The 13,848-nt window shown below is 72.8% G+C and carries 9 protein-coding genes; 5 read left to right on the top strand and 4 right to left on the bottom strand.

The features are described from left to right. Window positions 1-42 precede the first annotated feature (42 nt). The 3 genes from AB0J40_RS36555 (at window position 43) to AB0J40_RS36545 (ending at window position 2,911) form a co-directional block, all read left to right on the top strand. Window positions 43-1,635 carry an ABC-F family ATP-binding cassette domain-containing protein gene (locus AB0J40_RS36555; protein ID WP_364462694.1) on the top strand — a complete coding sequence of 531 codons (1,593 nt, stop codon included), beginning with the start codon at window positions 43-45 and terminating at the stop codon, window positions 1,633-1,635. 71 nt (window positions 1,636-1,706) lie between these two features. Further along, the gene (locus AB0J40_RS36550) at window positions 1,707-2,138 is read left to right on the top strand and encodes an organic hydroperoxide resistance protein (protein WP_364462691.1); all 432 of its coding nucleotides are present in this window, start codon (window positions 1,707-1,709) and stop codon (window positions 2,136-2,138) included. Beyond that, complete coding sequence (locus AB0J40_RS36545) at window positions 2,138-2,911, top strand: alpha/beta hydrolase (protein WP_364462688.1); 774 nt, start codon at window positions 2,138-2,140, stop codon at window positions 2,909-2,911. The genes AB0J40_RS36550 and AB0J40_RS36545 overlap by 1 nt, the downstream gene beginning before the upstream one ends. A gap of 52 nt (window positions 2,912-2,963) precedes the next feature. On the opposite strand, the gene AB0J40_RS36540 is transcribed toward AB0J40_RS36545, so the two are convergent. Together AB0J40_RS36540 and AB0J40_RS36535 are read right to left on the bottom strand one after the other, a co-directional pair. Next, window positions 2,964-3,998 (bottom strand): alpha/beta hydrolase, encoded by a 1,035-nt coding sequence (locus AB0J40_RS36540; protein WP_364462685.1) that lies wholly within the window; start codon window positions 3,996-3,998, stop codon window positions 2,964-2,966. Between the two features lie 92 nt (window positions 3,999-4,090). Then, window positions 4,091-6,787 (bottom strand): AAA family ATPase, encoded by a 2,697-nt coding sequence (locus AB0J40_RS36535; protein ID WP_364462682.1) that lies wholly within the window; start codon window positions 6,785-6,787, stop codon window positions 4,091-4,093. Window positions 6,788-6,923: 136 nt separating this feature from the next. Here AB0J40_RS36535 and AB0J40_RS36530 point away from each other — a divergent pair, with 136 nt between their 5' ends. Together AB0J40_RS36530 and AB0J40_RS36525 are read left to right on the top strand one after the other, a co-directional pair. Next, window positions 6,924-8,435 carry a tannase/feruloyl esterase family alpha/beta hydrolase gene (locus AB0J40_RS36530; protein WP_364462679.1) on the top strand — a complete coding sequence of 504 codons (1,512 nt, stop codon included), beginning with the start codon at window positions 6,924-6,926 and terminating at the stop codon, window positions 8,433-8,435. A gap of 84 nt (window positions 8,436-8,519) precedes the next feature. Continuing rightward, a complete protein-coding gene (locus tag AB0J40_RS36525) occupies window positions 8,520-9,590 on the top strand; it encodes an aldo/keto reductase (RefSeq protein ID WP_364462677.1) in 1,071 nt (356 codons plus the stop codon). 533 nt (window positions 9,591-10,123) lie between these two features. Here AB0J40_RS36525 and AB0J40_RS36520 read toward each other — a convergent pair. Further along, entirely contained in the window at window positions 10,124-10,450 is a 327-nt protein-coding gene (locus AB0J40_RS36520) for a hypothetical protein (RefSeq protein ID WP_364462674.1), read from the bottom strand. A gap of 339 nt (window positions 10,451-10,789) precedes the next feature. Beyond that, window positions 10,790-13,828, bottom strand: coding sequence for a BTAD domain-containing putative transcriptional regulator (locus AB0J40_RS36515; protein WP_364462671.1), 3,039 nt, complete (start codon window positions 13,826-13,828; stop codon window positions 10,790-10,792). Window positions 13,829-13,848: the final 20 nt, after the last annotated feature.

Genomic DNA, 13,848 nt, shown 5'->3' with positions numbered 1-13,848 from the left:
CGACGTCCCCCGTTCGCTTCACACCACTTCGAGGTCTTCACCATGTCCGAAATCGTGCTGTCCGGCCTGTCCTTCTCCTGGCCGGACGACACCCCCGTGTTCGACCGCCTTTCCGCCACGTTCCCGGGCGGCCGCACCGGGCTCGTCGCCCCGAACGGCTCCGGCAAGACGACGCTGCTGAAGCTCGTCGCGGGCGTCCTGCGGCCGTCGGCGGGCAGCGTCACCGCCGCCGGCGTCCTCGGCTACCTGCCGCAGGACCTGCCGCTGAGCGGGGAGCCGTCCGTCGCCGAGGTCCTCGGCGTCGCGCCGGTCCTGGCGGCCATCGCCGCCGTCGAGTCCGGCGACGCCGCCGAAGCGCACTTCACCACCATCGGCACCGACTGGGACATCGAGGAACGCACCCGCGGCCAGCTCGACCGGCTCGGCCTCGACGTCGCGCTGGACCGGTCGCTGGGCACGCTGTCCGGCGGCCAGATCGTCTCACTGGGACTGGCCGCGCAGCTGCTCAAGCGGCCCGACGTGCTGCTGCTCGACGAGCCGACGAACAACCTCGACCTCGACGCCCGCCGCCGGCTCTACGCGGTGCTCGACGACTGGTCCGGCTGCCTGGTCGTGGTCAGCCACGACCGCGCGCTGCTCGACCGGATGGACCGGATCGCCGAGCTCGACCGCGGGGAAATCCGGTTCCACGGCGGGAACTTCACGTCGTACGAGGAGGCCGTCCGGGCCGCGCGTGAGGTCGCCGAGAAGAACATCCGCACCGCCGAGCAGGAGGTCAAGCGCGAGAAGCGGGAGATGCAGCAGGCCAGGGAACGGGCCGCCCGCCGCGCGAGCACCGCGTCGCGCAACCTGGGCAATGCCGGGCTGCCGAAGATCTTCGCCGGCACCATGAAGCGCAACGCCCAGGAGTCCGCCGCCAAGGCGGACGGCACGCACGCGGCCCGCGTCGGCGCGGCGAAGGCCAAGCTCGACCAGGCCGAACGCGCGCGGCGGGACGAGCAGAAGATCAGCCTGGAGCTGCCGCAGACCGAGGTCCCGGCGGGCCGCACGCTCTTCGTCGGCGAGGGCCTGCGGGCCCGCGGACTGTTCCCGGGCGGCGTCGACCTGGCGATCCGCGGGCCGGAGCGGATCGCGCTGACCGGGCCCAACGGCGCCGGGAAGTCCACGCTGCTGCGGATGATCCACGGCGACCTCACCCCGGACGGCGGCTCGGTGTCCCGGGTGGACGGTCGGATCGCGTTCCTGTCCCAGCGGCTGGATCTGCTGGACGACGACCGCACGGTGGCCGAGAACCTGGCGTCCGCCGCGCCCGCGTTGCCGCCGGCCCAGCGGATGAACCTGTTGGCGCGCTTCCTGTTCCGCGGCTCGCGGGCGCACCTGCCGGTCGGTGTCCTCTCGGGCGGCGAGCGGCTGCGCGCGACGCTGGCGTGCGTCCTGTTCGCCGAGCCGGCCCCGCAGCTGCTGTTGCTGGACGAGCCGACGAACAACCTCGACCTGGTCAGCACCGGACAGCTGGAGAGCGCGCTGACGGCGTACCGCGGCGCGTTCGTGGTGGTGAGCCACGACGAACGGTTCCTCGGCGCGATCGGGATCGAGCGGTGGCTGCGGCTGGAGAACGGTGACGTACACGGGTGACGTCGTCCGACGGTCGCCGCGGGTCGGGCCGGCTTCCTAGCGTGGTGAAGTCACCCGCCGAAAGGAAGAACATGTCCGAAGTGACCTACACCGCCGTCGCCACCTCCACCGCGGAGGGCCGCAACGGCGGCCGCGCGACCTCCGACGACGGCGTGCTCGACGTGACGCTCGCCGTCCCCAAGGCCTTCGGCGGCGCGGGCGACGGCACCAACCCGGAGCAGCTGTTCGCGGCGGGGTGGGCGTCGTGCTTCGTCGGCGCGGTCCGCCGGGTCGCGGGGGCGAAGAAGGTGCCGCTGAACGACCTCGCCGTCGTCGCGGAGGTGACGCTGCACCACGACACGGAGGCGAACGAGTTCGAGCTGAGCGCGGTCCTGCACCTGGAGGCGACGGGCATCGACCAGGCCACGGCGGACGAGCTCGTGCGGGGCGCCCACCAGGTGTGCCCGTACTCGAAGGCGACCCGCGGCAACATCGAGGTCACCCTCGACGCGACGGTCGCGTGATGCGGCGCGCACTCGGCGCGCTGGGCGTCGCGGCGGTCGTCGGGGCGGGCGTGCTCACCGCCGCCACCCCCGGCGCCGCCGGCGTCCCCGCGCGGCCCAAGCCGACGGTCGTGCTGGTCCACGGCGCGTTCGAGGACGCGTCGGCGTGGGCTCCGGTCACGCGGCGGCTGCTGGCCGAGCACTATCCGGTGCTCGTGCCGGCGGTCCCGCTGCGCGGGGTGGCGGCGGACGTGGCTTCGCTGCGGGGAGTCCTCGATTCCGTGCCGGGCCCCAAGATCCTCGTCGGGCACTCGTACGGCGGGCTGCTGATCAGCGAGCTGGCGGGGACGACGGCCGACGTGAAGGCTCTGGTCTACGCGGCGGCGTTCATCCCGCAGGCGGGTGAGACCGCCGGGCAGCTGAACAGCCAGTTCCCCGGTTCGCTGCTCGGCCCGTCGACGACGCACGCGGTCGGCCCGGAGCTGTTCGTCAACCAGGCGAGCTACCCCGCGCTGTTCGCCGCGGGCCTCCCGCCGCTCGACACGGCGGTGGCCGCGGCCGGCCAGCGGCCCATCCTGGCGGCGGCCTTCGACGAGCAGATCGCGTCGACGGCCCCGGCGGGCATTCCCAAGTACGCCCTGGTCGCCACGCGCGACCAGGCGATCCCCCCGGCGGCGGAGCGGTTCGAGGCCCGCCGCGCCCAGGCGGCGGTGACCGAGGTGGATTCCCCGCACGCGATCGCGACGGCCGCCCCCACCGCCGTGGTCGACGTCATCCACCGCGCGTCCCGCTGAACCCGTCGTGAGTGGGAAACAGTGTTCTTACCCTGTTTCCCACTCACGACGGTCACAGGCGGTCGGCGTCCAGGACGGCCTGGGCGAACGGCTTCGGCGCCTCCTGGGGCACGTTGTGGCCGATCCCGTCGAGGATCCGGTGCTCGTACTTGCCGGTGTACTTGCCGCGGTAGGCCTTGCCGTCCTTGGCCGCGCCGTCGAAGTCGCTGGCGATCGTGATCGACGGCACCGTGATCGCCGGGCCGGTCTGCAGCTTCTGCTCGTACGCCTCGTACTGCGGCTCGCCCGGGGCGAGGCTCAGCCGCCAGCGGTAGTTGTGGATGACGATGTCGACGTGGTCGGGGTTGTCGAACGCGGCCGCGCTGCGGTCGTACGTCGCGTCGTCGAAGTGCCACGCCGGGGACGCCGTCTTCCAGATCAGCTTGTTGAAGTCGTGGCGGTTGGCCGCGTAGCCCGCGCGGCCGCGCTCGGTCGCGAAGTAGTACTGGTACCACCAGCCCAGCTCCGCCTGCGGGGCCAGCGGCTTCTGGTTCGCCGCCAGGTTCGTGACGATGTACCCGCTCACCGCGACGATCGCCTTGCACCGCTCCGGGAAGAGCGCGGCGATGACGTCGACGGTCCGCGAGCCCCAGTCGTACCCGCCGAGGACGGCCTTGTCGATCTTGAGGGAGTCCATCAGCGCGACGACGTCGAGCGCGACGGCCGCCTGCTGCCCGTTGCGGACGGTCTGCGCCGACTTGAACACCGTCGGGCCGTAGCCGCGCAGGAACGGGATGATCACGCGGTAGCCGGCCGCGGCCAGGATCGGGGCGACGTCGACGTAGCTGTACGGGTCGTACGGCCAGCCGTGCAGCAGGACCACCGGCTGCCCGGTCGCGGGTCCGGCCTCGTGGTACGCCATGGTCAGCACCCCGGCGTCGGCGTGCTTGACCTCGCCGAGCGAAGTGTGCTCGCCGGAGCCGGCCCGCAGGTCAGGGGTTGTCGACGGCGCCGCGGCGGGGGCGGCCGCGTTCGACGAGCAGGCCGCCAAGGACGTCGCCGCCAGCCCCGCCGCGAACGCCTGCCCGAACCTTCTCCTGCTGATCATCTTGACTCCTGTGCGAAAGACCGTGGGACTTTCACGACGTTAGAGCCGGTCCGGTGACCTTCGCGCCCGTCAGGTGACGCAGCCGGTGTACGTCACCCTTCGAGGGTCTTCAGCATCCCGGCGAGGTCGGCGCGCGAGCTCACGCCCAGCTTGGGGAAGATCCGGTGCAGGTGGGTGCCGACGGTCCGGTGCGAAAGGTACAGCCGCTGCCCGATCTCGCGGTTCGTCAGCCCCTCCGCGGCCAGCTGGGCGATGCTCAGCTCGTGCGGGGTCAGCTTCTCGCGCGCGTCCGGGCCCCGGTTCGGGCTCGACTCGCCCGCGCCGCGCAGCTCGCGTCGCGCCCGCTCGGCCCAGGCCGTCATGCCGAGGGCGTCGAACGTCTCGCGCGCGGTGCGCAGGTGCGTGCGCGACTCGACGACCCGCCGCTGCCGCCGCAGCCACTCGCCGAAGGCCAGGTGGACGCGGCCGCGTTCGGCGGGCCAGCCGCTCAGGTCGGCTCCCAGCGCTTCGGCGAACCGCTCGTCGCCCGGGTCGAGCACGGCGCGGGCGTACCGCAGCCCGATGTGCAGCGCGGGCGACGGCGAGTCCAGGCACGCCAGCTCGGCCAGGACGTCCCGCAGGTCGCCGGTCCGCCCGGCCCGGACCGCGGCTTCGGCCAGCTCCGCGACGCAGTACGCGCGCAGGGCCAGCTGGTAGGCGGGGTCGGCGGGATCGAGCAGCCGGCTTAGGTCGGCGAAGGCGTCCTCGAAGCGGCCTTCGCCGAGGTTGGTGAGCCCGCGTGCGAGCTGGACGGTGGCGAGCACCGGCCGCGCGCCGGCGGCCAGCCCGGTGCGTTCGGCTTCGCCGGCGAGGGTTTTCGCCTGCTTGTGGTCGCCGCGCAGGGCGGCGATCTCGGCCTGGACGGCGGTGGCCAGGCCGGCCATGAACGGCTGGCCGGTCTCCTGCGCGAACCGGGCCGCCTCCGCGGCGGCGGGCACGGCGCCGGCGAGGTCCCCGAGCCGGACGCGGCTCCACGCGAGGACGGCCAGCGCGCGCGGCAGCGCCCCCAGCCGTCCTTGCGCGCGCAGGCCGGGTGCGGCGGCCGCGGAGAAGCGGGCGGCGAGGTCGAAGGCCCCGACCTGGAGGGCGGCGCTGCCCAGGTAGCGGTCGACTTCGGGATCGGCCCCGGTCCGCGCGGCCAGCTCTTTCAGTCTTTCGAGGACGCCCCGGCCGCGTTCGAAGGGCGCGACGTACGCGGTCACGGCCACGATCCGCGGGTCACCGGCCGGCACGGGCAGCGAGTCGGCGACGTCGAGCAGGGCCCGCCGGGCGGCCGGGCCGGGTTCGGTCCAGAAGCACCGCATGGCGGCGCTCCAGAGGATCCGCAGGGCGGCGTCGTACTGCCCGTCGGCGGCGACGGCTGCGGCGGTGGCCGCCAGCTCGGCGACGCGGGCGGGGTCTTCACGGACGCCGTCTTCGAACTCGCTCAGCAGCCGGCCGGCGGTGGCGCGGTGGCTTTTGCCGACGGGGTTGGCGGCGTGGACGAGCCGTTCGGCGGTCTCGCGCCGCCCGGATTCGACGGCGAGTTCGGCGGCTTTGAGCAGCCGCTCGGTCTTCGTTCCGGGCTCTTCGCTGAGCCGCGCGGCCTGTTCGAGAGCGGCGATGGCAGCGGCGGCCCCACCCCGGTACCGGGCGCGTTCGGCGGTCCGTTCGAGCTCGGCGGCGACGGTCTCGTCAGGGCCGGCGGTGGCGGCGGCCTGGTGCCAGGCACGGCGGTCGGGCTGGTCGTGCAGGGCTTCGACGAGGGCGAGGTGCGCCCGCCGCCGCTCGGCAGGAGAGGCGGCGGCGGGGATGGCGGAGCGCATGAGGGGGTGCCGGAAGATGACGGTCCCGGCGGAGAGCTCGACAAGCCGAGCATCGACGGCGGGAGCGAGAACGTCAGGCTCGACAACCTCCCCAGCTGCAAGCGCACCCGTCGCCGCCAATGTCTCCGCCAGTGCCGTCGTCTCGTTCAGTGCCGCCACCAGCAGCGCCGTGCGGGTCGGCTCCGGCAAGCTCGCCACCCGGGCCGTGAACGTGCGCTCCAGCCTCTCCGTCAACGGCAGCACCGGGTCCAGCCCGTCGAAGTCCGCCAACGCCGACGGCAGCTCCGTCAGCGCCAGCGGGTGCCCCGCCGCCTCCGTCAGCAACCTGGTGCGGACCGCCGGGGCCAGCCGCGGCGCGACCGCGTCCAGGAGGTCCGCCGCGTCGTCCGCCGCCAGGCGGTCCAGCACCATCGGGGCCAGACCCGCGTCCAGCAGCGGCGAAGCAGCTCCCTCCCGCAGCGTCGCCACCAGCACGATCGGCTCGTTCTCGATCCGCCGCGCCACGAACGCCAGCACGTCCGCGCTCGCCCGGTCGAGCCAGTGCACGTCCTCCGCCACCAGCAGCAGGGGTTTCGCCGCCGCCTCCTCGGCCAGCAACGTCAACGCCGCCAGCCCCACCAGGTACGCGCTGGGCGCGGCGCCGTCCGCCAGGCCCAGCGCCGTGCGCAAAGCGTCCCGCTGCGGCGCGGGCAGCTCGGCCACCCCCGCCCGGACGGGGTACAGCAGCTGGTGCAACCCCGCATACGCGAGGTTCTGCTCGGCCTCCGCCCCGGTCGTCCGCAGCACGCGCAGCCCCGCGACCGACGCCGCGTCCGCCGTCTCCGCCACCAGCGCCGACTTGCCGATGCCCGCCTCGCCGCGGATGACGACGCCGCTGCGGTCTTCGGGCCCGTCGACGAGCTCGCCCAGCTCCTTCAGCTCGGCTTCCCGCCCGCGCAACGCCATGCGACCGACCTTACCCAACCGGTGTTTCCGCAGCTCAACGCCGAGTGACGTACATCAACAGCGTCACCCGACGGGCGCGGCGACCGCTCGGCGCCCCCTAGCTTCGCAGCGTCCAAGCAAGCGACCCGAGGAACCGATGAGACGCATCCCCAAGTTCTTGGCGGCCGCCGTGCCGCTCCTGCTGACCGGCCTGGTCCCCCTCGCCCCGAGCGCGTCGGCGACCCCGGTCTGCGCCGCCGTGCCGGTCGAGGCGCCGGCCGGCGCGAAGATCGAGTCGGTCCAGGCAGAGCACAAGACGGCGTACTGCCAGCTCACCGTCACCCTGACCCACTCCGGCAGCGACCACGTCAAGGTCGCCGTGGCCCTGCCCGACACCGGCTGGACCGGCCGGCTGCAGGCCCTCGGCGGCAGCGCCTACGCCGCCGGCAACTTCGACGGCCTCGCCCAGGCCGTCAAGGACGGCTACACCGCCGTGACGACCGACGCCGGCGTGTCACTGGACGGGCTGGACACGTCGTGGGCGCTGACCGCCCCCGGCAAGGTCGACCAGACGCTCCTGACCAACTTCGCCACCCGTTCGGTGCACGAAGAGGCGCTGATCGGCAAGGCCGTCACACAGCGGTACTACCACCGCCCGGTGACGTACTCGTATTGGACCGGCTGCTCGACCGGCGGTCGCCAGGGCTACTCCGAAGCGCAGAACCACGCCCACGACTTCGACGGCATCCTGGCCAACGCCCCGGCCGTCGACTGGACGCAGTTCGCCGTCGCGACGCTGTGGCCGCAGATCGTGATGAACCAGAGCCACGACTTCCCGAGCACCTGCGTGCTCACGGCGTTCCGGACCGCCGCGGTCCAGGCCTGCGACGCGAACGACGGCGTCACCAACGGCATCGTCGACCGGCCGGACGAATGCAGTTACGACCCGCGCAGCCTCGTCGGCACGAAGGTGGTCTGCGACGGCCGGGAGTTCACCGTGACGGCGGCGGACGCCGACGTCATGCGCAAGATCTGGGCCGGCCCCACCGACGAGCGCGGCCGCAAGCTGTGGTCCGGGCTGCCCAAGGGCGCGGACTTCACGTGGCTGGCCGGCACGACGCCGGGCCCCGACGGCACGCTCGTCGCGTCGGGCTTCCCGGTGGCCGTCAAGTGGGTGCAGTCGTTCGTCGAGAAGCAGGCCGGCTTCGACACCTCGAAGCTGACCTACGCCCAGTACGCCGACGTGTTCCGCCAGTCGGTGCGGGAGTACGACGACGTCATCGGCACGTCCGACCCGGACCTGTCGGCCTTCCGCCGCGCCGGCGGCAAGCTGATCACGTTCGTGGGCGCGAACGACCAGCTGATCCCGCCGGGCGGCACGCTCTCCTACCGCCGTGAAGTGGAGCGGACCATGGGCGGCGCGCAGCGGGTGAACGACTTCTACCGGCTGTTCTCGGCACCGGGTGTCGAGCACTGCTTCGGTGGTGGCGGCCCGGAGCCGACGAACGCGCTCGGACAGCTGGTCGACTGGGTCGAGCAGGGCAAGGCCCCGGCCACCCTGACGGCCGCTTCGGCGGACGGCAAGACCCGCAACCTGTGCCCGTACCCGTCGGTCTCGCGCTACACGGGTGGCGACCCGGCGGTGGCGTCGAGCTACCGCTGCCGCTGAGTCCCCGCCGTGGGTGCCGGCCTCCCTCCGGCACCCACGGCGAATGGACTTGCGGGTCCAAAAACGGCTCGGCACGGTGGAGTCATGGCACTCGACCAGTACTACCTCCTCGGCCGGTCCGGCCTCCGCGTCAGCAGGCTCGCACTCGGCACCATGAACTTCGGCACCGGCGGTTTCCACGCCGCCTACGGGAAGACCGAGGACGAAGCCCGCCCGATCTTCCGCAAGTACCTCGACGAGGGCGGCAACTTCGTCGACACGGCGGACTTCTACACCGCCGGCGAAAGCGAGACGATCCTCGGCCGCCTCATCGCCGAAGCGAAGGTGCGCGACCGGGTGGTCCTGACCACCAAGTTCACCAACAGCGTCGACCCGGGCGACCCGAACGCGGGCGGCAACGGCCGCAAGCACATGATCCGCGCGCTCGAGGCGTCGCTGCGCCGGCTGGGCACCGACCACGTGGACCTGTTCCTGCTGCACACGTGGGACCGGCTGACGCCGGTCGAGGAGGTCGTCCGCACGCTCGACGACCTCGTCCGCGCGGGCAAGATCCGCTACGCGGGCCTGTCCGACGTCCCGGCCTGGTACGCGGCTCGCGCCCAGAGCATCGCCGAGTCGAACTCGCTGAGCCCGATGATCAACCTGCAGCTGCCGTATTCCTTGGTGCAGCGCCAGATCGAGACCGAGCACGTCCCGATGGGCCAGGAGCTCGGCCTGGGGGTGACGGCGTGGAGCCCCCTGGCCGGCGGCTTCCTGACGGGCAAGTACCGCGACGGCGGTTCGGGCCGCTTCTCCGACCCGGCCGCACAGACCTGGACCGACCACGACTGGCAGTTGCTGAAGCCATTGGAGGAGGTGGCGGGCAAGCTGGGCGTGACGATGGCCCAGGTGGCGATCAACTGGGTGGCAACCCAACCGGGCATCGCATCGGCGATCGTGGGCGCGAGCAGCGCGGCCCAGCTGGAAACGACCATGGCGGCGTTGGAGTTCGAGATCCCCGCGGAGCTGCGCGCGGTGCTCGACGAGGCGAGCGCACTGCCACCGGCGTCGGTGTACCGGATGTTCACGGCCCAGTACCAGAACTGGATCGTCACCCCGGACACGAAAGTCGGCGACAAGCCGGCGGGGTACGCACCCGCGGTCCGGAACTGGTAGCCCACTCTTTGGAGTGAAGATTTCTCGCTTTTTGTCGGCGGACGTAGACAGCGGCCGCATGCGGCCACCCGGAAGGGTGGCCGCATTGCTCTGTCCGAGGCGACCTGAACGGGAACTCCTGCTGCCTCAGGGACAACCGGCCCCCCGAAGCTCTACAGTGGAGCGTCAACAACACTGCGACCCGTTGAATTCGCAGCGTATTTAGCCAGCTCAGGCCATGGGTACGTATTCCACGAACGAGTTCGCCGGCGAATAACCGACCCGGTTGATGTGACCCGATCCGTCACGAGTACGGTGCTCCCAACACTAAAGCGTGACCACCAAAAGAGCCCACCCATACCCACCCCAGCAACCCACGCGAGCAAAGATTGTACCTGATCCGCTCGGACCGGGGTGGGCGGCGAGCCGGTCCCCGCACGACGAAGGAGGAATCCATGATGCTGCCCCTGTGGTGGATTATCATGCGTGGCGCCGCCTGAGCCACGACCGCACCGCGCCCGGGCTTCGCGGCTTCCCGCGGAGCCCGGCAAGCGTCAGGGCTGACCGCGCCGGCGGAGCTCCACTCCCTCGGCGAGCAGCACGTTCCGGGTCTGGTTGTACGACATGCCGTAGGTCGTCGCGAGCTGGCGGATCGAGCGCCCGTCTCGATAGGCGTTGACCAGGCCCGGCGGGGTCGGCGGCAGCGGAATGCGCGGCGGCCGCAGGGTGACTCCGGCGTCGAGCAACGCCGTCCGGATCTTGCGGTAGCTGTACGGGTACTTCGCGACCAGGGCTTCGATCGTCTTCCCGGCCGCGTAGTGCTCCACCAGTTCCCGCACCACGTCGTCGGGCACGGGCTCGGCTCTGTGGTCCTCGCTCACGAGATCAACCGCCCAGCTGGTCCGGGTGCTTCGCACTCCGTACGTACCCAGCCAACGGCATCGCCCCCGGCGCGTACACCGCCGCGAGTGTGGTGGTGCCCGGTCGCTCCCCGCACATGGCCGCTCCCCTCGCTGCCCTGGTGGAACGACCACGGCCGACGATGATGACGCGGATCGGCGATTCTGTGGCCGACGCCACCGCCCCGATGGCTTCGTAGCCAACACATCGCATCCGGTTGACACCAATCACCGAACCGGGCGATTCCACTGTGGACAATCATCCGCGGATCATGGCCGCACGAGAGAACCCCGGCACCCGAACGAAACGGGATTCCCGGATCACTGCTCTCGCTGCAACCGCGGCGGCAGCATCGCCACCGTGTCGCGCTCCCCGTCGCGCGCGGCCGGGATGGCCGGCTCCGATGCGTCCAGCTCCGCGATCAGCTCGTCCAGCTCCGCCACCCGCATGCCGCGCTCCCGCCCCCGGTAGAGCTCCGCCGCCTGCAGCCACAGCGCCCGCGCGTCCGCCCGGTTCTCGCGCTCGCGCAGGATGGCGGCCAGTGCCGACAACGCCCGGGCCTGCCCGGTCGCATGCCCCGTGCGGTCGGCCAGCTCGACGGCCCGGTACGCGTACCACAACGCCGCCCGCGCGTTGCCCTGCTCGTGCCGCAGCCTGGCCAGGACCGTGTTCAGCTTCATCACCGCCGGCAGGCTCAGGCTCGCGGACGTCAGCTCCGAGGCGCGCCGGCACTGGTCGTCGGCCTCGGCCAGCCGGCCCTGGTCGGTCAGCAGGGACGCCCACGCGGTGTGGATCTCCAGCCGCGTCGTCACCTCGGCCGTGTCCCGCAGGTCCGCCAGCGCCTCGGCGTACAGCTCCGCCGCCTCCTGCTCGAACCCGCCCGCCGCCACCAGCGCGTTCGCGAGCCGGTGCGCGGCGACCGCGCACAACGACGGCTCGCCCAGCTCGTAGGCCACCTCCAGCGCCAGCCGGCCCAGCACCGCGGCTTCGGCCGCGCGGCCGGCCCGCAAGTGCCACCGGGCCAGGTTCAGCGTCGAGGCGATCCGGCCCAGCGGGGAGCCGTCCGCCTCCGCCAGTTCCAGCGCGCGCCGGAGGTGCTGTTCGGCCTGTTTCTCCTCCCCGCGGTGCATCAGGACGACGCCGAGGTCGTTCAGGTTCGACCCCAGGAACTGCCGCAGCCGCGCCTGGTCGCCGCCGGGCTCGGCGAGCGCCGCTTCGACGCTGGCGACCGCGGTCGTGAGGCAGCCGATCGCGTCGGCGAAGTACCCCTTCGCCACGAACAACTCCGCGAACAGCGCCGGCAGGTGGTAGGCGATTTCGTGCAGCCCGGCCGCGGCGGCGCCGGCGACGACCTCGGCCAGCAGGCTCCGCTCCCGGATCACCCACTGCCGGGCCGCCGCCGCGCCGGTGAACCCGGCGCCCGGCCACTCCAGGGTCGTCGCGGGCAGCGGCGACGGCGGCTTGTGCGGGAACACCAGCCGGTGTGCGTCGCGGGCCATCAGCAGGTAGTACTCGAACAGCCGGCGCCGCACCGCCGCGACGTCGTCGAGCTGCGCCGCAACCGAGGCGGCGTAGGCGTGCAGGAGGTCGTGGACGCGGTAGCGGTCGAGGTCGCCGGGGTGCTCGAGCAGGTGCGCCGAGACCAGGACGTCGAGCGAGCGGCGCACGGCCGGCAGCGGCCGCCCGTCCGCGGCCGCGACCGCTTCGGCCGTGACCTCCGCGCCGGGGTGCAGCCCGATCACCGCGAGCGCGCGCCGCTCGTCCGCGGCCAGCGCCTGGTAGGACACGGTGAAGGCGGCGCGCAGGCTGCGTTGCGGCCAGTCGCCCTCGTGCCCGAGGTCCAGCAGCAGGTCGGCGTCGCGCAGCAGCCGGGCCAGCGTCGGCAGCACCATGCCCGTGCGGGCCAGCGCCCGGTCGGCCACCAGGGTGAGTGCCAGCGGGTTGCCCCGGCACAGCCGCACCAGTTCGGCGACGCCACGGCGGTCGTCGCGGGCGCGCCGGCCGATCCGGCGTTCCAGCATGGCCGTCGCGTCCGCGGCGGCCAGCGGTTGCACGGTCACCACCGGCGGGGACACCGTCGCGGCCAGCGACGGCAGCCGCCACCGCGACACCACCAGCACGGTGCACGGGGCGAGCACCCCCAGCAGCGGGGCGACCTGCTCCCGGCTGCGGACGTTGTCGAGCACCACCGCCAGCGGGCGGCGGCGCAGCAGCGCCGACAGTTTCGCCGCGCGCGCCACCGGGTTCACCACCTGGTCGACCGGGAAGTCCAGCAGCGACAACAGCGTGTCGACGACCTCGCCGGCGTCCGCGGCCGTCGCCTGGCTGTCTCCGCGCAGGTCCAGGAGGACGACGCCGTGGCGGAACCGCCGTCGCGCCCGGTGCGCCCACCGCACCACCGCGGTGGACTTGCCGACGCCCGGTCCGCCGGTCACCACGACCACGCCGGGGCGCGGTGCCCCGCTGGAGTCGGAGGTGAACGCGTCCAGCTCCGCGAGCAGCCCGTCCCGGCCCTCGAGCTCGTCGCAGTCCGGCGGGACGTGCCACACGGACGAGGCACCGGGTTCCTCCGCGACGGCGGGGAGTTTCACCACCTGTCGCGGGAAAGCGCCGTCGCCGGCGAGCACCTCCTCGTGCACCGCCCGCAGTTCGTCCGCGGCGCGCAGCTCTCCCGCTTCCTGGTACTGCCGGCGCATCGCGAGGTAGAACTCGGTCACCTCGCCGGGGCGGTCGGCCGCGGCCAGGGCGCGGATCCGCAGCTTCGCGAGGCTCAGCTCCAGCGGATGGGCCTGTTCGAGCTCCATCAGCCTGCCGAGCGCGACCTCGGACTGCCCGACGGCCAGCAGTTCGGCGACCAGCAACGCGTTCGCCGGGAGCCACTGGCTGCGCAGCCACTGCGCGCGCCAGTCCGCGGCCCGGCGCGTCCGCAGGTCGGACAGCGGCTCGTCGCGCCACAGCCGCAGCGCCGCCTGCGCCTCGACGTGGGCGCGGTGGTGGTCACCCCGGTCACGCAGCTGCCGCGCGGGCGCCAGCAGGCGGCCGAACGCGACGTGGTCGACGAGCCCGGGGTCGATTTCGACCACGCACCCGGTCTTGCCGACCCCGACGCGCGCGTCGATCCCCTTCGCCGACAAGGCGTGCCGCAGGTGCGCGGCGTTCTGGTGCAGGGTCGCGAGCGCTCCGCGCGGCACGTTCTCGTCGTCGGCCCACACCCATTCGACGACGTCGTCGACGGAGAACCGGTGGTTCGGCCGCGTCAGCAAAGCGGCGAGCACCTGCCTCGACCGCGGCTGGGCCCACTTCACATCCACTTTCCCGTGCAGCAGCAAGGCCGTTTGCCCGAGAATTCCGAACACCATTTCCACGCCACCCCCCTTTC

This window comes from Amycolatopsis sp. NPDC049691, from assembly GCF_040675005.1.
Lineage (GTDB): Bacteria > Actinomycetota > Actinomycetes > Mycobacteriales > Pseudonocardiaceae > Amycolatopsis.
Note: the sequence above shows the minus strand (reverse complement) of the source record. Positions and strands in the feature narration are given on the sequence as shown.